An 18,098-nucleotide genomic window follows, 5' to 3' on the forward strand; every position below is an offset into this window, starting at 1 on the left:
GCGTCATACCCGATCCGGTGCTGCTGTTCCGCTATTCGGCGCTCACCTTCAACGCGCACCGCATCCATTACGACCGCGACTATGCGCGGGGTGTCGAGGGCTATCCCGGGCTCGTCGTCCACGGCCCGCTGATAGCGACCCTGCTCATCGATCATGCGCTCCGTGCCGCGCCGGATATCACCCCGCGCCATTTCCGATTCCGTGCCGAGGCGCCGTTGATCGACGGCGCGCCCTTCGACCTCTGCCTCGCTCGCGAGCGCGAAGGCGCACGATTGTGGGCGCGCGATGCGGCGGGGCGCACGACAATGCGCGCGGACCTCTGCTGATGGCGGAAATCACACGCGCACTTGTCGCTGTCGCTTCGCCGCCGGGAGCGCTATTATCGCCGGGCAGAAGCATACCCGCCGGTTGCCGGGGCAGCGCGGGATCGGGACATTCGAGCGATGCGTGAAAATTCGCCGGCCATCCGGGTCCTGATCGTCGACGACCATCCCGTGCTCCGCGCGGGCGTGGCGGCCATGCTGGGCAACCATTCCGACATGGTCGTGGTCGGAGAGGCCGGCGACGGCGCCGAAGCGCTCGACCAGTTCCGCACGCTCCATCCCGACGTCGTCGTGATGGACCTTCAGATGCCGGGCACGAACGGGGTCGAGGCGACGGCGGCGATCCGCGCCGAAGCGCCTTCGGCAAAGATACTTGTCCTCACCACCTATGCCGGCGACGTCCAGGCCGTGCGCGCGCTGCGCGCGGGCGCCACCGGCTATCTGCTCAAGAACAGCCTGCGCACCGGGATCGTCGACGCGGTCCGGAGCGTCCACGCGGGGCGGCGGCATATCGACCCCGCGGTGTCCGAACAGATTGCGCTGCACGTCGCCGACGATCCGCTGACCGAACGCGAACTCTCGGTTCTCGAACTGGTGGCGCTCGGCCACGCCAACAAACAGGCGGCCGCCGAACTGGGGCTGGCCGAGGAGACGGTCAAGGCGCATCTCAAGAACATCTTCCTCAAGCTCGACGTCAACGATCGTACGCGCGCGGTCACCGTTGCGATCGAGCGCGGGATCCTGGGCGGCTGACCCCCTCGAACGGGGCAGCGGCATACCCCGATGTCGGGGCTGGCGGCCGACGGCAGGCCGGTTATCCCTGTCATCGGGGATGGTGCAATCCCGCAACATCGCGTCGAATGAACCGGCACGCCCGAACGGGCTGGAGAACGTCATGGAGGACGATGAACCCCTGATCGTGATCGTCGACGACGACGACGCCATTCGCGACGCCGTGATCAATCTTCTCGCATCCGTCGGCATCGACGCCGTCGGCTTCGGGTCGCCGGCCGAGGCCGATCGCGCGCCGCTCCCCGATCGGCCCGGCTGTTTCATCCTCGACGTGCGCATGCCGGGGACGAGCGGCCTCGACTTCCAGCGGCAGCTTTACGCCGGGCCGGGCCGGGGCAAGCCGGTCATCTTCCTGACCGCGCACGGCGACATACCGATGTCGGTGCAGGCGATGAAGGCCGGCGCGATCGATTTCCTCACCAAGCCTTTTCGCGACCAGACGCTGCTCGATGCGGTCCAGACCGCGATCGAACGCGATTGCGCCCAACGGAACGCGAGCCGGATCTGCGACCGTCATCTGGAACGCTTCTCGGCCCTGACCCCGCGCGAGCGCGAAGTGATGCGCCACGTCGCGATGGGCCGGCTCAACAAGCAGATCGCCCATGACCTCGGGATCACCGAGGTCACGATCAAGCTGCATCGCAGCAACGTGATGCGCAAGATGAACCTCGCCTCCGCCAGCGACCTCGTCCGGTCGTGGGAGACCATGGCGCCGCACCTGTCGGAAGATGCGGCCGGAGCTGCCGGGGTGGCGCCGCGGGGGCGCCCGCCCGATCATCGCCTCCTCCACGGCAGCGCCGCCTGCTCCTAGCGCTTCGCGGCGGACGACGGCGGACGACGGCGGGTGGCCGTCGCGCGTTTAACCCTTATTTGATTTTAGGCCTTCGCCTCCGCTCCCCCCGCGACTAGTCTCGCGCGCCGTTGAAGGGGGCCAAGGTGGGAAGGCTGATCGCGATCCTGATCTTCATTCTGCTCGGCCTGTTGCCGGGCGGGGCGATGGCGGCGTTCGAACGGTCGGTCTTCCAGTACCACCACCGTCACTGGAGCGAGGAAAGCGACGCGCCGAAGCCTGTCTTCGCGGTAAAGCAAGGGCGGCGCGGCTATATCTGGATCGCATCCGCCGCCGGGCTGTTCCGTTTCGACGGAATCCGTTTCGACAATGTCAGCGAGGGCGTCGACCTGGTGCAGCATGGCCCGCCGTCGGCGATCCTCGTGCGCCGAAACGGCGATATCTGGACCAGCTTCGAGCGGTCGGGCCGGTTCGCCGTCTATCGGAACGGCCGCTTCCGCTTTCTCGATGCGCCACGTTCGCCCGACCGCGTCGCGGCGATGCACGAGGCGGAGGACGGTACGATCTGGGTACTGACCGAACGGACCGGACTGCCCTTGCTGCGCTATCGCGGCGGCCGATGGACGCGGTTCGGGACGGGGGCGGGCGCACCGTTCGACAATCCCTTCAGCATGGTCGTGACCCGTGACGGCACCGTCTGGGTTTCCTTTACCGGATCGGTTGCGCGATTGCCCCCAGGCAAGACCCGCTTCGAAACCGTGCAACAAAAACGCCGCGCGCTCGGCCGCTTGTCGCTCGATCCGCAGGAACGCGTCTGGCTGACCGAACAGGGCGGCTCCTATCCGATCAGTGGGCCGGGCGGCCGCGGTGCGCCGCCGCCGCTTCGCCACGCCTACGCCACCGATGCCGCCGAAATACGCGGCTGGCCAATGTTCGACCGCGAGGGCAATCTTTGGATATCGACCTATTATCACGGCATCCAGCGCGTCGCCCGCCCCGATCCGCGCGGCGCCGCAACCCGCGCCGAGGCGATCGCGAGCGTCGAGCATTTCACCGCGCGCGACGGCCTGTCTTCCAATGCGACCACGGCGATATCGCAGGATGCCGAAGGCAATGTCTGGGCCGGAACCGAAAATGGCGTCGACCGCTTCTGGCCGGCGACGCTGCGCTTCGAGCCGGGGCTGACCGACCCCGCAGCGTTCGGTGACCTCCTCCTCCCGGCATCGGACGGCTCGGTCTACATCGCCCAGGCATCGGCGATCTATCGCGTTCGCCCCGGCGGACATCCCGAGGCGATATTCCGCCCCGCGCTGGAGCCAAGCTCGCTCTGCGAAGCACCCGACGGTGCGATCTGGATCGGCGTGCGGAGGGATGTCTTCATCTGGCGCGACGGAAACGTCCGGCGGCTGCCCCGCCCCGTACCGCTCGATCTGACCATCTATGATTGCGCATTCGATGCGAGCGGCAGCTATTGGGTGACCGCCTCGCTCGGCGGCATGGCGCGCTGGCGCGCCGGGCGCTGGGAACATCCGCTCGGGCCCGCAAGCCGCGATTTCATTCCCAAATCGATGATAACCGACCGGAACGGCCGCCTCTTTGTACAATGGAACGACCGCACGCTCGCACGGATCGACGACACGCACACCACGAGGATCCCGATTCCATGGGACGGATATGAACCCGACGATGCCTCGCTCTATCCCGCCCCCGACGGGAACCTGTTCGTCGCCGGCCGGTTCGGGCTCGCCCGTCTAGCGGGCGGGCGTTTCCAGTCGGTCTCGGCCCGCCACACGCCGCTGTTCAGCGGCCTCAATGGCATGGTCAGGACTCCCGAAGGCGACAGCTGGCTTGCCGGGCCCGCCGGCGTGATCCAGATATCCTCCGACCGGCTCGACCGCAGCTTCGCAAATCCCTGCGGTGCCGTGCCGATGCGGGTGTTCGGCGCACTCGACGGCCTTCGCAGCCTGCCGCACGACCATAGTCGCCGTTCGATCGTTCGCGGCGGCGACGGGCGGTTGTGGATCGCGACCCAGACGGGAACGCTCTGGCTCGATCCGGGCGATATCGCGCGCAACCGCCAGCCGCCCCGGGTCGCGATCAGCGCGCTGTCGGCCGATCGTCTTTATCGCGACCCGCGACGGGTCGAACTGCCCGCCGGCACCTCCGACATCGAAATCGATTTCGCGGTGCTCGCCTTTGCCAACCCTCGCGCGACGCAGGTGCGCTACCGCATCGAGGGGCAGGACAGCGAATGGGTCGATGCCGGGACGCGGCGACAGGCCTTCTATACCAATCTTGCGCCGGGCACGTACCGCTTCCACGTCGCCGCCGCCAATGACGACGGCGTATGGAACGAAGAAGGCGCGGCGGTCACATTCGAGATTCCGCCGACCTTCATCCAGTCGCGCTGGTTCCTGCTGCTGTGCATCGCGGCGGGATTGCTCCTGATCTGGACGTTCATGCAATGGCGCTATGCCGAGGCGATGCGGCGCCTCAGGAACCGGCTCGAGGAAAGGGTCGGCGAACGCGAGCGGATCGCGCGCGATCTTCACGACACCTTGCTCCAGGGCGTTCAGGGGCTCGTGCTGCAATTCCAGGCGCTCGCCGACCGGATCCCGGCGGGTGACGGCGAACGCGCGTCGCTCCAGCGGACGCTCGACCTTGCCGACGATATCATCCTCGAAGGGCGCGAACGCGTCCAGGCGCTCCGCGGACATCAGGACGCGGCCGATCTGGAAAGCGTCATCCGCAATCTCGTGAAGGCGCATCCCTTCTATCCCGCGGTCGAGGTGAAGGTCGCGATAGAGGGAGCCGCCCGCGCGGTCGATCCGTTCGTCGCGTCCGAGCTGGCGCTCATCGGCGGCGAGGCGCTCTTCAACATCGCGCATCACGCGCGGGCGACCGAGGTTCGCGTCCTCGTCCGCTTTGCGCGCGACGACCTCTCGATCCGGTTCGCCGACAACGGCGCCGGCATTCCCGACGAGGTGCTTCGGCGCGGGCAACGCGAAGGCCATTTCGGACTCGTCACGATGCGCGAGCGCACCGAACGGATCGGCGGCAGCTTCGCGATCGACAGTGCGCCCGGGAAAGGAACCGCGATCACGATCCGCACCGCGGCCGAAATGGCCTATGCCGATGCCAGACCGGCAAGTCTCGGGCAAAGATTCCGGCGATATTTTTCGGGCAAGCCCGCGTCCCCTCGCCACGACGACGCGCGGGATTGACCGCACGCAATCCACCCACCGGGATCATCTGGATATTTCTCCACCCCGGCATTGCCAATTCGCAAAGCAGCCGGTGCCGCTGCGGATCATGATCAGCCTGTTCGCACCGATGCGGACGGAGTCGGGGAGGATCCGCATCTGCCATGCCATTCGGCATCGCGAGCCGTCCCCATTATCGAGAGGAAGACGTCATGATGAAGAAAGTCATGCTGGCGGTGTCGACGCTGGCACTCGCTGCGACGGCCGCACCGGCCCTCGCCCAACAGAACCAGGACAATGACAACACCACCACCGGCGCCGCAGGCGGCTTCGGCAACGACACCACCGTCGTCAACGACCTGATCGACCTGTTCGTCCAGGACAATGCGGCCGATACCTTTTCGGACGACGATCAGGACAATGATGGCAACGGCTCGGGCAACGGCAACACCGCCGTCGTCGCGATCCAGACGCTGAACGCCACCAACACCAACCAGTATCTCGACGAAGTCGTCGATCTGGACGGTGAAGACGACAGCGACACGGCCGTCGGCTACAACAGCGGCAACAACTCGGTGCGCGGCAATGCGTTTGCGGCCTATGCCGGCATCCTGAACGCCGCCTGGAACACGGGCATCAACGCCAACACCCAGGCCGCGACCAACATCGCCGCGCAAGGCACCGTCAGCTTCGGCGACAGCGCTCCGGCTGCTGCCGGCGGCGGCGGCGGCGGCGACTGATCGAGTCCCCCCGGATGGCCGGCCCGGCTCCACTGACGGGCCGGCCATTTCCTGAAGAAATTTCGCTTTCAAGGAGCCCCGTGTCATGAAACCCCCGATCGTCCCGGTTCTGCTGATCGTGGCAGGCCTGTCCGTGCCCGTATCGGCGCAATTGCCTCCACCGGAGACGGCTCCCGTCGTGGCCGTGGCCATCACAGCGGACGTATCGGCGGTCCCGCAGCGTCCGGCTCGACCCGCGCGCAAATCGCCGATGCTGAAGGACAACGAGCTCGATACGCTGCGCGGCGGCCAGTCGCTCGTCATCACCAACCAGACGATGGAATCGCTCGTCGCCGGCAACACCCTCAACGGCGACTATACCGCCGGGTCGGTCGCGCTCAGCGATTTCGCGCTGTCGAATTTCAACGGCGTCGGCAATCTGCTGATCAACACCGGTGCGCAGGTCAGCGCCCAGAGCGGCATGAACCTCACCATCAACCTCGGCGACTGAATTCGCCATGCGGCCCATGCGCGCCCCGATCGCAGGCTTCCTATGCGCCCTTGCGGCCGCCCCCGCCGCCGCCGAGGTCCGCCTGACCGGACCCGAAACCGGCAGCAGCTATCAGCTCCAGGTCATGACCTGGTGGGATATTCCCTTCCGCTCGGTCATCCGCCAGCGCTATGATTTCAGCTGCGGATCGGCCGCGATCGCAACGCTGCTCACCTATCATTATGGCGCGCCGACGTCGGAAACGATGCCCTTTCGCGCGATGTGGGAAAAGGGCGATCGCGAGGCGATCCGCAAGGTCGGCTTCTCGATGCTCGACATGAAGACCTATCTCGCCTCGCGCGGCTATCGCGCCGAAGGCTTTCGCCTGACCGTCGAGCAGTTGAAGCAGGTCAAGCGTCCGACGATCGTCCTGATGAACCTCAAGGGCTTCAAGCATTTCGTCGTGATCAAGGGCGTCCGGGGCGACCGCGTGCTCACCGGCGATTCGGTGCTCGGCCTCAACGAATATTCGCTCGAGGATTTCGGGAAACACTGGAACGGGATCGCGCTCGCGATCGTCGAGGGCGGCAGAGGACGCCCCGAATTCAACCTCGCAGGCGACTGGGGCCCCTGGTCGCAGGCACCGCTCGAAGAAGACGGGTCGCTCCGTGTCGCGGTTGGCGATCTCACGACCAACCTGCCCCCGCAATATCAGCTGTCGCCGCAGATCCTGCTCGACGTGCGCGTCGGCACCGTGAAATGAGAAAGACCATGTCCCCACGCATCCTCCTGCTCGCCCTCGCGCCCGTGCTCCTCGCTGCTGGCGAGCCGGAGGATGCGGATCCGCTGGCCAATGCCCGGACGGTATCGGACGAGATACTGGCCACGCAGCGCGGCGGTTTCGCCTTTCAGGGGATGGTGATTTCCTTCGGCGCCGATATCCGCAGTTTCGTCAACGACGAACTCGCGCTGCGCACGATCGTCAGCTGGACGCCCGAGGGACAGACGATCGAACGCTTCGTTTCGCCCTCGTTGACCGCGGTCGACGCGGCGCAGGTCCAGGGCGGCATCCTGACCAGCGGCGGCATCAGCATGCGCGTCGGCGACGAGTCAGTGTTCCTCGCCAACAACGGCCAGACGGCATTGATCCAGAGTACCGACGCGATCCAGAACGTGCTGATCAACACCGCCAGCAACGTCTCGCTGAACCAGCAGGTCGACGCCGTGCTCGACCTCAGCGGCTATGAAGGCTTCCGCGACGCACTGGCCATGACGCGGATGAGCGATGCGATCGGCGCGGTGATGGGCGCCCAGACGATCGGCGCACTCGGGAACTGACGACCCCCCGCCCCCGTTTCGACAGGGACGGTTCACCTGGCCCCGCCGTCATGGCGGGGCTTCTTTCGTTGCGGGCAAGGGAGAGATGGAGAGATGTCCGGCTCGGGGCGGGACGGAGGGCTTCGGGGCTTACAGCTTCCCGCCGAAGGGCATACGCAGCGTGATCGACACGTCGGGCGCATCCTCGGTCACCCCGATCTCGAAACCGAGGTTGATCACGTCGCGCTGCGTCAGGCGGTACGACATGCCGAAGTTGAGCGAGCCGACGTGAATATAGTTGGATTTCTGCCGCGTGTCGCCGACCTCGGTCTTGGTCGGAAAGATATAATTGTGCCGATAGCCGAGCGAGAAGGAAAAGCGCGGATTGAGCGCAAAGCCGAAGCCGATGTTGGCCGACACGGCATCGCCCGGATCGACGCGCCCGATCAGCACGTCGCCGACCATTTTGTTCACGTCGCGCGGGATGTGATAGAGATAGGCGGCGCCGCCATAGATGACCGCGGGATCCGACGGCATCAGGAAGTTGAGCCCCGGCTGAACCGCCCAGAAGCCCGATCCGGTGGCGAGCCCCGTCGCGACGCCGAATTCGTCATAGCCGATGTCGAAGGGCCCCTTGCCCGTGTCCGATTTGACGCGAAGCGATCCGACGAAGATCGGCTTCTGCCCGACCGGCCGGTTGAATTGATAGCGAAGCGAGAATTCGGCGTCGCCGATCCCGTCGCCGCGCAGCGCGATCGAGCGGACGATGCTCTCGTCGCGTTGCTGCACGACCTCGATCCGGTCGTTGCGATAGAGATAGGGCAAGCGGACTTCGGCCTCGAGCTGGTCGCTGAGCCCATAGCGGAACGAAGCGGTTCCGACGAGCGTGTCGCGGTCGGCATCGGTCGCTTCGATCAGTCCGATCTGGATCCCCGGGATCAGTTCGATCCCGCGGAAGACGAGGCGATTGGTCGACGAACGCGTATATTCAAACGAAGGTTCGAAGAAGAGCTCGCCGGCACGGGTGAGCACGCCCTGCCCTTCCGGCACGGCCGCCACGCGTTGCTGGGGCGGCTCCTCCGGCGGCGGCGCTTCTCCGACGGGCGCATCGGGCAGCGCGACGGTATCGCTGCCGGGACCTGGCAGCGCGGGGCCGGGGCCGACTCCCTGTCCCATGCCCGTCCCGCGGAACAGGTCGAGCGGCGCTTCGGCCAGAGCGAAGGACGACAGCCGGTCGATCTGCGCCTGCTGGGTGATAAGCTGGCCCTGCATTTTCACTATATGCTCCCGCTGTTCGACGAGCATCGCATTTTGCTGATCGATCAGCGCGCGTTGTTCGGCGATGATCCGGCGCTGCACCTCGATCTCGCTCTGGACGTCAGCGGCGGCAGGCGCGCCCCCGGCGATTCCGCCCTGCGCCGCGGCGGCATTCCAGGTCGGCAGGGTGTCCAGAAAGGGAAGCGTCTCGCACTGGCATTCGAGCGCCGGCGCTTCATGCGCTTCCGCCTGCGAGGGCATCATGACGGCCGAGAGGCCGACGGCTGCCACGCCGACGTGGCGCAGCACGGGCGGGGGGGACAGGCCGGTCATGCGCCTATCCCCTGCCCGCTGAACGATCGTCGCGGCCGCATTGCGCCCATATTGTCGATCGCCAGCCCCGCTTCCTCGCCCGCGATCGCCCGCAACCCCTCCAGATCGACGAGGCGACACAGCTGCGGCCCCTCCAGCTCGATCAGGCCTTGCCGGACAAAGCCGGAGATCGTCCGGCTCACGGTGTGGATGGTCAGCCCCAGATGATCGGCGATATCGCTCCGCGTCATCGGCAGCGGAATGCTGCCGAGCGCCGACAGCCGCTTCGCCGCGATCAGCAAAAAGGCGGCGACGCGCTCGTTCGCATTGCGGCGGCCGAGCAGGAATATGCATTGGTTCGCGCTGTCGAGCGCCCGTTCGAGGGCCCGATTCTGCCCGAAGCTGTCCGGCTCCATATTCAGCACCGGATGCCGGGTCAGGATCGTGTTGGTGACCGCTTCGGCCGCGGCGTCGCGCAAGCCATATTCGACTCCGAACACGTCGCCCTGATAGAAAAAGCCGGTCAACTGACGATGCCCGTCGACATGGAAATGACAGGTCCGGACCGTGCCCGAAACCACTTCGAACCAGCAATCGCCGGGGTCTCCCTGCGAAAAGATGATCTCGCCCTTGCGAAATTTCAGGATGGTATCCTGCGGAATAGTCCCGCGTTGAACTTCTGCCGACAGACCTTGCACGCCACGTCTCCAATCTTGAATTGGTATTTGCGGCGACCCCGTTTGCGAGTCTCATCTGCCTTTGCGGGTCGTGAATCCATCCGGGAAAAACCTAGGAATTCGTGTGTATGAACGGCCTAGCAAATTCACTTACGTAAATTTCCTCGGCATTTTCGATGTATTTACGACTGAATTTCAATATCATAGGCGTATTGGCATAGCCGGTGCCGCTATATGCTTAATTAGCTTGGGTTAATTGCTAAACAGCGCGCAAAGGGATATCATGCCCATCAGAGCAGGTGGGTTGCGGGTCGTGCCGCGCAAAAGATGCTCGTCGGTCGCAAAATATCCACGCCTTGGGTGTCAGGGGATTGCACCGTGCATCGTAATGCTTTGAACGTCGAACCGCATTTGACCTTTCGTGAACATCAAATACTGGAATTGGTAGCGGTCGGCTGCTCGGCCAAGCAGATCGCGCTCGAGATCAATATCGCGCCGCGCACGGTCGAACGGCATATCGAAAACGTGCGACTGAAACTCAATGCCCGCAACCGCGCGCATCTGATCACCCAGGCCATGCACCTCGGCCTGCTCGTCATCGAAACCCCGTCCCCCGACGAACCGACGCTCTTCGAACTCGAATAGTTGGCCGGCCCGGCCGAACCCGGTCGCCGCGCGCCCGGCCAATGTCCGATTTCAAACTCGAAGCAACCGGCTCCCATAATGTCGCAAAACCGCAGGCCGGCTACCAGCGCGGCTCGATTTGCGACAAGGCCATCGAAACGCAGGGATCGCCGTCGAACATGTTGAGCCTGGCTTCGCGGAAAACCTCGAACCGGTCGAACCAGGGCTCCGTTCCCCCGAGCTCGACCTCGAAACCCACCTCGACGCCCGCGTCGCGCGCGCGCTGCTGCGCCGCGTCCATATCCCGCACGCCGAACACGATGATCGTGCTGCCCTCGCCATATTTTTGCAGCCGGTCCCAATAGCGGCCCTCATTGCGCAACGGCGCGAGTATCTCGAGCCCCGAGTCCCATGAGAGAGCCGCAACGACCCCGGTGCTTTCAACGATGGCCGGCCGATCGAATTCGATGCCCAGCACGGCACTGAACTTCGCGACATAGGCGTCCAGATTTTCGCGATAAACGATGATCGCGACATGATCGATTTTTTGAATGGCCTGTTCCATAACCGGACTTTTCTCCCATTTTTCAACCGGATGAATAGAATCTTTCGGGTCTCGGGCATAAAATACCTAGTATTCTAATTATTTTGAGTCCACTGTCTTCACAGCCGTGACGTCTCGTTTGCGAACACGGGCCGGAAGAGCGGGCGACGCAATCAGCCCGCCGGGAGAGAGAGAATCGTGGTCGAAACGTCGCCGCATCGCGACCCGAATTCGCCCGCCGAACGGACCTGCGACGTTCTTGTCGTCGGCTCGGGCGCGGCGGGCTTTACCGCAGCGATTTCGGCTCGTCTGATGGGGCTTGATGTCCTGATGGTCGAGAAGGCCCCGCGCTTCGGCGGCACGACGGCACGCTCCGGCGGCATTCCCTGGATTCCTGGCAATCCCTATCAGGCCGCGGCGGGCGGCCCGGACGACCCCGCCGAGGCGCGCCGCTACCTGCGATCGGAACTCGGCAATCGTTACGACGATGCGTTGATCGAGGCCTATCTCGATTCGGGACCCGAAATGATCGCGTTCCTGACCGAGCATGGCGCGATCGCGTCGAAGGCGCTCGCCCCCTTCCCCGATTATCACAGCGACGTCGCGGGCGCGGCGCTCGGGGGGCGTGGCGTGCGGCCGCTACCCTATGACGGGCGCCGGCTCGGCCACCGCTTTGCCGACCTCGAATGGCCGATCGGCGAAACGATGCTCAGGGGGCGAATGACGATCAACAGCGAGCATATGGCGCATTATTACAATGTCGCCAAAAGCCTGAAATCCTTCCTGTTCGTCGCCGCGCGCCTGCTGCGCTATGCGCGCGACCGCTTGTCGGGCTACCCGCGCGGAACCGAAATCGCCGGAGGCAATGCCCTGATCGGGCGGCTTGCCGAAAAGGCCTTTGCGCTCGATATCCCCCTGCTTCTCTCCACGCCGATCACGCGCCTGACAAGCGACGGCGCACGGATCGTCGGTGCGGTGTCGGCGTCGGGTCCGATCCACGCGCGCCGCGGTGTCGTACTCGCGACCGGGGGCTTTTCCGGCGACGCGGCGTTGCGCGAGCGCTACTTCCCCGCCAATACCGCGGGAGAAAACAGCTGGACGCTGACCACCCCGGGCGTCGCCGGCGACGCGGCGCGCCTTGCCATGGAAGCAGGCGGCACCCTCAACGCCAATATGGCGCAGCCCGTCACCTGGCTGCCGATGAGCCGCGTCCCCCGCTCCGACGGAAGCGAGGGCCTGTTTCCGCACCTGATCGACCGCAACAAACCGGGCTTCATCGCCGTCGGCCAGGATGCCCGTCGCTTTGCCAATGAGTCCTCGTCCTATCAGGACTTCACGCCCCGCATCGCTGCGGCGCTCGCGGACGCCGCGCGGCAGGAAGCCTATCTGATCTGCGACCATCGGGCGCTCCGCAAATATGGCATCGGCCCTGTCCGCCCGGCGCCTGTCCCCTTCGGGAAATGGCTGCGCAACGGCTATCTGGTGACGGGCCGCAATCTTTCCGAGCTTGCGGAACGACTGGGCCTCGACGCCGCCTCGCTCGTCGGGACGGTCGCGCGCTTCAACGCGGGCGCCGGGACGGGGACGGACCCCGAGTTCGGCCGCGGCAGCACCGCCTATCAACGCGCAATGGGCGACCCCTCGCACACGCCCAACCCGTCGCTCGGGCCCCTTGTTCGGGCGCCCTTCTATGCGGTGCGCCTCGTTCCCGGAGACATCGGCACATCGATCGGCCTCTCGACCGATGCCGAAGCGCGAGTGCTCGACGCCGACGGCAAGGCGATCGTCGGGCTTTATGCGGTCGGCAACGACATGGCGAACCCGACCGTCGGCGTCTACCCCGGCCCGGGCGTGACCCTGGGCCCCGCGATGACCTTCGCCTGGCGTGCCGCTCGCCACCTAGCCACCGCCAGGGAACAGTTCGTATGACGATGCCTCCAACCGCCATCGCCGTTCGCCGCGACGCGAGCGATGCCGAACCGACACCCGCGAAGGGCGCATGGCTCGCGCTCGGCCTGCTGTCGCTCATTTACATGCTGAACTTCATGGATCGGCAGATCCTGTCGGTCCTGATCGAGCCGGTGCGGAAGGATATCGCCTTCAGCGATACCGAGATCGGCCTTCTTACCGGAACTTTATTCGCGCTCTGCTATTCGGCGCTCACCGTCCCGATCGCGATGCTCGCCGACCGCTGGAACCGGGTCCGGATCGTCGCGGCCGGTTGTTTCCTGTGGAGCCTGTTCACCGGATTGTCGGGGACGGCGACGAGCTTCATCCATCTCGCAGCCGCGCGGCTGGGGGTCGCTTTCGGCGAAGCGGGCGGGGTCGCGCCATCGCTGTCGCTGCTCGGCGACCTGTTCCCGCCGCGCCGCCGCGTGCTCGCGATCGCCATCTTCACCTGCTTCTCTCCCGTCGGGGTTCTCGTCGGAACGACTGCGGGCGGACTGATCGCCGCCGCCTGGGGCTGGCGCGCGGCGTTCCTGTTCGCCGCGGCGCTCGGCATAGTGATGACGCCGATCCTGCTTCTGTGCGTGCGCGAACCCCTGCGCGGTCGCTTCGATCGCCCGACCGTCAAAGCGCAGCGAACGTCATTCGGGGAAACGCTGGCACTGTTCGCCAAGCTGCCGAGCCTCGCCTGGCTGGCAATCACATGCGGCGTCTATGCCATGGTCGGCAACGGCCTGCTGACCTGGATGCCCGCCTTGCTGATGCGTACCCACGGTGCGTCGGTTCGCGATGTCGCGCTCTACTACGGGCCGATGGTCGGGATCAGCCTTATCGTCGGGACGATTCTCAGCGGGGTGGTCGTCACGCGTATGGAAAGCCGGTCGATCAAGGCCTATGCGCTGGTGCCGGCGGGAGCGATGGCGCTCTGCGCTCCCCTCTTTCTCTTCGCGTTGACGAGCGAGAGCTGGCAGTCGATGCTCCTCTGGCTCTTCGTGCCGATCGCACTGATGAATTTCGTGATCGCACCGGCGCTCAGCCTTATCCAGCATCTGGCGCCCGCCGACGCACGCAGCACGGCGTCGGCATTGCTGATGCTGGTCCTCAATCTCGTCGGCATCGGACTCGGGCCGTTGCTCATCGGAATGGTGAGCGATGCGCTGGCCGCCTCCGAAGGCACGCGCAGCGTCCATATCGCCATGATGACCGTCATCGGCCCGCTGATGGTGGCGACCGTGCTGCTGCTTCTGATGGTCGCGCGCCATCTCGCGCGCGACCATCAACGCGTGCTCGACGGCGACGTCTGAATTCCAACCACGACAGGGAGAGTCGACATGACCGACATCAATGGAAAAATCGCGTTCGTCAGCGGCGGAGCGAGCGGTATCGGGCTCGCCATGGCACAGGCGTTTGCGAAACGTGGAGCGAGGGTCGCGATCGCGGACATCGATTTCGATCTGGCCCGCCGCCAGGCCGCCCTGATCGACGGAGCCGCCGCGATCGAGCTCGACGTGACGAGCGAGGACAGCTGGCAGATGGCCGCCGAGACGACGCGGCGTGCGCTGGGACCGGTTTCGATATTGTGCAATAATGCAGGCGTTGGCGGAGGCTCCGGCAAGCTCGAGGAATATGATCCGGAAATCTGGCGCTGGGTCTATTCGGTCAATGTCCATGCGCTGCTCTATTCGGCCCGGACCTTCGTCCCCGACATGAAGGCGAGCGGCACCCGGTGCCATATCGTCAACACCGCATCGATGGTCGCGCTCGTGCCGACGCCCAATTCGATCGCCTATGTTGCATCCAAGTTCGCGACGCTCGGCATCTCGTTCGGAATGCGCAACGAGTTCGAGGGCTTTGATATCGGCGTCTCGGTTCTCTGCCCCGGCATGACCGCGACGCGCATCGTCCAGACGACAGGCAGGTTGCGCCCCGACAACCGGAATAATGCGCTCACGGACGAGCGCATGAAAACGATGCACGATATCCTCCAGACCGGGATGCGTCCCGAGTCGGTCGGCGAAATGGTCGCCCGAGCCGTCGAGGGGGACGAATTTTATGTCCTGCCGTCGCCGGAGTGGAAGCCGATGGTCGAGGGACATTTTTCCGACATCCTGTCGGGGTTCCGCGAGCCTGCCCAGCCGGGTCATTCCGACGATCTGACGAGTTTCCTCAAGGCCTGGAACAAGACGGAAATGTTCGGCTACCGCATTCCCGATGCGCCTTAGCACCTGAAGAAGCCGAGAAATATCTTTATATTTCCTTTTCTTACAACAAATCCGCGCACCGCTCGCGCAATTCCGTTTCAAAAATATCTTAGTATACGAACTTTTTTCTTCACGCCCCACCATTAGTAAGCTAAGTAAATTCCAGCGATCAAAGTCGCACATGGGAGGAAGAGGATGAAAAGAGAGGCAGCGCGCCGCCGCTTGCTGGCCGGCACCACATATGTTCCCGCCCTGATCTTGGCGTTTGGCACCTTGCTGCCAGCGACCGTCCATGCACAGGACGTGGCCGCGCAGGACGCGGCACCGGCGGCGAATGAAGAGATCGTCGTTACCGGCAGCTATATCGCAAAACCGATCCAGGATAATGCCTCGCCCATTTCGCTGATCGGTTCCGAGGAAATCCAGTCGCGCGGCATCCAGTCGGTCGAAGGACTTCTCTCGACCCTGCCTTCCAACGGCCTTTCCAAGCGTTACAGCGACGCGACCGGATCGCCTTACACCGTCGGCACCTCGCAGGTGAACCTGCGCGGCCTCGGCTTCTCGTCGACGCTGACGCTGATCAACGGACGGCGCCAGACCTTGTCGCCGACCCCCGACACCGACGGCGCGAGCTTCGTCGACATCAACCCGATCCCGCTGATCATGATCGAACGGCTCGAGGTGCTGACCGACGGCGCGTCGGCCATCTACGGCTCGGACGCCGTTGCCGGCGTCGCGAACTTCATCATGCGCAAGAAGATGGACGGCATCGAGGTGCGCGGCTCGCTCGCCGGCACCTTCGAGGATTGGCAGCGCGACAGCAATATCGGCATCGCCGGCGGCTTCTCTTCGGGGGGCCTCGATGTCGTCGCGGGCGTGGAATGGATCCACCGCTCGCGGCTCGGACAGGACGAGCGCGACTTCTCCGCACCCTTCGCTGTCTCGGGCTTCGGTTCGCCGGGTGCCTTCCAGCCGGTCGCCGGAACCGCGGCCGACCGCGTGCGCGATCCCGATTGCGAGGAACTGGGCGGCACGGCGGCGGCGGGCAATCTTTGTTCCATCTACCTGTCGCCCTATTTCGATCTCGTCCCCCGAGAAGACCGCATCGCGAGCTATCTCACCGCGACTTACGACCTGGGCGATGGCCTCGAACTTTATGGCGAAGGCGGATATACCTATTCGAAGATCTATATGCGGGGCAGCCCCTCCTATCTGAACTCGAAATTCCCGATCGTTCCCGCCGACAACCCCGGAAACCTCGTCGAAAATGGCGGACTGGGCGTCGATGCCTATTATTTCGGCCGCGCATTCGGCGCTCAATTCCCCGCGACCCAGCGCCCGCAGACGATCCATACGCTGCGCGGCGTGCTCGGCATGCGCGGCGATCTTTCCGACGATTGGCGCTTCGATACCTCCTTTTCATACAGCCGGCAGCGGACCTATTCGATCGTTCCCGGCGACGTGAACGCCGAGCGCTACGAAGCCGCGCTGAACTGTCAGGGCGGACCCAATAACGATCTCTGCTTCAACCCGTTCGGTTCGGCGCTGCTCGATCCGGCGCTGGCGAACTCGCAGGAGGTCATCGACGATTTCAGCCGCATCGCGCTGCGCGAATATATCTCGTCGCTCGCGGTCTGGGACGGCGTCCTTTCGGGCCGCGTCGCCGAGTTGCCGGGCGGACCGCTGTCGATCGCCATCGGCGCGCAGTACCGGCGTGAAACGCTCAGCTTTTCCGCCGACATCGAACAGCAAACCAACCAGCTCGGCTTCGTCTATTCGGGGCCCAATTTCGACAGCGGCCGCAATTTCTACGCCGGTTTCATGGAAATCGACATGCCGTTCCGCGACTGGATCACGCTCAACATCGCCGGCCGTTACGAACATATCGGCGGCGGCATCGGCGGCACCTTCAATCCCAAGGGATCGCTGCGCATCGAACCGACCGACGGGCTGGTGCTGCGCGGTTCGGTGGGATCGAGTTTCCGCGCACCATCGCTGTCGCAGATCACGTCGATCTCGACGATCAACACCGCGATCACCGATCCGCTCAACCCGTCCGCGGTGCCCTTCTTCACCATCGTGCGCACCGTTCCAGGCGTTGCGCTCGAATCCGAAAAGTCGCTCGCCTACAATCTGGGCGTGGTGTGGGAGCCGGCGCCGGGCCTGTCGCTCAGCGTCGACTATTACAGCTATGACTACAAGGATCTGATCGTAAAGCAGGATGCCCAGTCGATCGTCAACGCCGACCCGCTCGATCCGCGCATCGACCGCCTGAACGGCACTGGCCCGATCCAGTCGATCGCGGTGTCGTTCGAAAATGCGCAATCGGTGAAAATCAAGGGACTCGACTTCGCGGCGGACTATCGCACGAGCTTCGTCGGCGGAACGCTGTCGCTCACCGGGCGTGCGAGCTATACCGCGAGCTACAAGGCCGATGTCGGCCATGGCCATGTCGAGCAGCTTGCGGGCTATCGCAATTATCAGAACTTTGCGCCGCCGGTGCCGCGCTGGCGCGGCAACCTCAACGCGCGCTTCGAGACGGGACCGCATCAATTCTCCGTCACCACGACCTACATCGGTCCGGTCCGCGAGAATTACAACAATCTCAACGACCCCAATTACGGGTTCAAGGTCAAGTCGTTCACGACCGTCGATGCGCAATATTCGGTGCAGGTCGATGCATTGAAGAGCGAGTTCAGCATCGGCGTCCAGAACATCTTCGGCGCCGAACCGCCGAAAGTGCTCCTGACGTCGGTCGAACTGTCGGGTTTCGACCGCCAGCTTCACGACCCGCGCGGCACCATCGGTTACGTCGGCTTCAAGACGCGTTTCTGAAAACGCAGGCAAGGGGGCAGGCCCGCACAGGCCCGCCCCCATTTGCTCGACGAGAGAGGAGCCCGGC

At 64.7% G+C, this 18,098-nt stretch carries 15 protein-coding genes and 1 pseudogene; 13 read left to right on the top strand and 3 right to left on the bottom strand.

From position 1 onward, the window contains the following. From JHC57_RS02600 to JHC57_RS02635, 8 genes and pseudogenes are all read left to right on the top strand, one after another. Positions 1 to 326, top strand: a pseudogene (locus JHC57_RS02600) (acyl-CoA dehydrogenase); the annotation flags it as partial. Positions 327 to 443: 117 nt separating this feature from the next. After that, positions 444 to 1,076, top strand: a complete 633-nt coding sequence (locus JHC57_RS02605; RefSeq protein WP_294028409.1) for a response regulator transcription factor — start codon at positions 444 to 446, stop codon at positions 1,074 to 1,076. Positions 1,077 to 1,218: 142 nt separating this feature from the next. Then, the gene (locus JHC57_RS02610; protein WP_294028411.1) at positions 1,219 to 1,926 is read left to right on the top strand and encodes a response regulator transcription factor; all 708 of its coding nucleotides are present in this window, start codon (positions 1,219 to 1,221) and stop codon (positions 1,924 to 1,926) included. Positions 1,927 to 2,051: 125 nt separating this feature from the next. Continuing rightward, positions 2,052 to 5,129 (top strand): sensor histidine kinase, encoded by a 3,078-nt coding sequence (locus tag JHC57_RS02615; RefSeq protein WP_294028412.1) that lies wholly within the window; start codon positions 2,052 to 2,054, stop codon positions 5,127 to 5,129. 191 nt (positions 5,130 to 5,320) lie between these two features. Beyond that, positions 5,321 to 5,848: a hypothetical protein gene (locus JHC57_RS02620; protein WP_294028414.1), complete on the top strand. Its 528-nt coding sequence runs from the start codon at positions 5,321 to 5,323 to the stop codon at positions 5,846 to 5,848. Positions 5,849 to 5,933: 85 nt separating this feature from the next. After that, entirely contained in the window at positions 5,934 to 6,338 is a 405-nt protein-coding gene (locus JHC57_RS02625; RefSeq protein ID WP_294028416.1) for a hypothetical protein, read from the top strand. A 7-nt stretch (positions 6,339 to 6,345) separates the two neighbouring features. Continuing rightward, positions 6,346 to 7,080, top strand: a complete 735-nt coding sequence (locus tag JHC57_RS02630; RefSeq protein ID WP_294028418.1) for a C39 family peptidase — start codon at positions 6,346 to 6,348, stop codon at positions 7,078 to 7,080. An 8-nt stretch (positions 7,081 to 7,088) separates the two neighbouring features. Next, entirely contained in the window at positions 7,089 to 7,655 is a 567-nt protein-coding gene (locus JHC57_RS02635; RefSeq protein ID WP_294028420.1) for a hypothetical protein, read from the top strand. Between the two features lie 129 nt (positions 7,656 to 7,784). Here the strand turns inward: JHC57_RS02635 and JHC57_RS02640 are convergent, their stop codons facing one another. Both JHC57_RS02640 and JHC57_RS02645 read right to left on the bottom strand, forming a co-directional pair. Then, positions 7,785 to 9,224, bottom strand: a complete 1,440-nt coding sequence (locus JHC57_RS02640; RefSeq protein WP_294028421.1) for a hypothetical protein — start codon at positions 9,222 to 9,224, stop codon at positions 7,785 to 7,787. Next, positions 9,221 to 9,901 (bottom strand): helix-turn-helix domain-containing protein, encoded by a 681-nt coding sequence (locus JHC57_RS02645; RefSeq protein ID WP_294028423.1) that lies wholly within the window; start codon positions 9,899 to 9,901, stop codon positions 9,221 to 9,223. Before JHC57_RS02645 ends, JHC57_RS02640 begins: the two co-directional genes overlap by 4 nt. A gap of 390 nt (positions 9,902 to 10,291) precedes the next feature. Here JHC57_RS02645 and JHC57_RS02650 point away from each other — a divergent pair, with 390 nt between their 5' ends. After that, positions 10,292 to 10,525 carry a helix-turn-helix transcriptional regulator gene (locus JHC57_RS02650; protein WP_294028425.1) on the top strand — a complete coding sequence of 78 codons (234 nt, stop codon included), beginning with the start codon at positions 10,292 to 10,294 and terminating at the stop codon, positions 10,523 to 10,525. 100 nt (positions 10,526 to 10,625) lie between these two features. On the opposite strand, the gene JHC57_RS02655 is transcribed toward JHC57_RS02650, so the two are convergent. Further along, positions 10,626 to 11,069 carry a VOC family protein gene (locus JHC57_RS02655; RefSeq protein ID WP_294028426.1) on the bottom strand — a complete coding sequence of 148 codons (444 nt, stop codon included), beginning with the start codon at positions 11,067 to 11,069 and terminating at the stop codon, positions 10,626 to 10,628. A gap of 177 nt (positions 11,070 to 11,246) precedes the next feature. Here JHC57_RS02655 and JHC57_RS02660 point away from each other — a divergent pair, with 177 nt between their 5' ends. The 4 genes from JHC57_RS02660 to JHC57_RS02675 all read left to right on the top strand — a co-directional run bounded on the left by JHC57_RS02660 (position 11,247) and on the right by JHC57_RS02675 (position 18,031). Next, positions 11,247 to 12,977: an FAD-dependent oxidoreductase gene (locus tag JHC57_RS02660; protein ID WP_294028428.1), complete on the top strand. Its 1,731-nt coding sequence runs from the start codon at positions 11,247 to 11,249 to the stop codon at positions 12,975 to 12,977. Next, the gene (locus JHC57_RS02665; RefSeq protein WP_294028430.1) at positions 12,974 to 14,299 is read left to right on the top strand and encodes an MFS transporter; all 1,326 of its coding nucleotides are present in this window, start codon (positions 12,974 to 12,976) and stop codon (positions 14,297 to 14,299) included. The genes JHC57_RS02660 and JHC57_RS02665 overlap by 4 nt, the downstream gene beginning before the upstream one ends. A 27-nt stretch (positions 14,300 to 14,326) precedes the next feature. Next, entirely contained in the window at positions 14,327 to 15,217 is an 891-nt protein-coding gene (locus JHC57_RS02670) for an SDR family oxidoreductase (protein ID WP_294028432.1), read from the top strand. A gap of 174 nt (positions 15,218 to 15,391) precedes the next feature. Further along, complete coding sequence (locus JHC57_RS02675; protein WP_294028434.1) at positions 15,392 to 18,031, top strand: TonB-dependent receptor; 2,640 nt, start codon at positions 15,392 to 15,394, stop codon at positions 18,029 to 18,031. Positions 18,032 to 18,098 lie beyond the last annotated feature (67 nt).

Source organism: Sphingopyxis sp., assembly GCF_016463645.1.
In the GTDB taxonomy this organism is placed as follows: Bacteria; Pseudomonadota; Alphaproteobacteria; order Sphingomonadales; family Sphingomonadaceae; genus Sphingopyxis.

What these genes read in the sequence shown, in the direction of transcription:
- JHC57_RS02675 (WP_294028434.1), top strand. Translation starts at nt 15,392, where the DNA reads ATGAAAAGAGAGGCAGCGCGCCGCCGCTTGCTGGCCGGCACCACATAT.
- JHC57_RS02665 (WP_294028430.1), top strand. Translation starts at nt 12,974, where the DNA reads ATGACGATGCCTCCAACCGCCATCGCCGTTCGCCGCGACGCGAGCGAT.
- JHC57_RS02670 (WP_294028432.1), top strand. Translation starts at nt 14,327, where the DNA reads ATGACCGACATCAATGGAAAAATCGCGTTCGTCAGCGGCGGAGCGAGC.
- JHC57_RS02640 (WP_294028421.1), bottom strand. Translation starts at nt 9,224, where the DNA reads ATGACCGGCCTGTCCCCCCCGCCCGTGCTGCGCCACGTCGGCGTGGCA.
- JHC57_RS02605 (WP_294028409.1), top strand. Translation starts at nt 444, where the DNA reads ATGCGTGAAAATTCGCCGGCCATCCGGGTCCTGATCGTCGACGACCAT.
- JHC57_RS02620 (WP_294028414.1), top strand. Translation starts at nt 5,321, where the DNA reads ATGATGAAGAAAGTCATGCTGGCGGTGTCGACGCTGGCACTCGCTGCG.
- JHC57_RS02625 (WP_294028416.1), top strand. Translation starts at nt 5,934, where the DNA reads ATGAAACCCCCGATCGTCCCGGTTCTGCTGATCGTGGCAGGCCTGTCC.
- JHC57_RS02630 (WP_294028418.1), top strand. Translation starts at nt 6,346, where the DNA reads ATGCGGCCCATGCGCGCCCCGATCGCAGGCTTCCTATGCGCCCTTGCG.
- JHC57_RS02655 (WP_294028426.1), bottom strand. Translation starts at nt 11,069, where the DNA reads ATGGAACAGGCCATTCAAAAAATCGATCATGTCGCGATCATCGTTTAT.
- JHC57_RS02610 (WP_294028411.1), top strand. Translation starts at nt 1,219, where the DNA reads ATGGAGGACGATGAACCCCTGATCGTGATCGTCGACGACGACGACGCC.
- JHC57_RS02635 (WP_294028420.1), top strand. Translation starts at nt 7,089, where the DNA reads ATGTCCCCACGCATCCTCCTGCTCGCCCTCGCGCCCGTGCTCCTCGCT.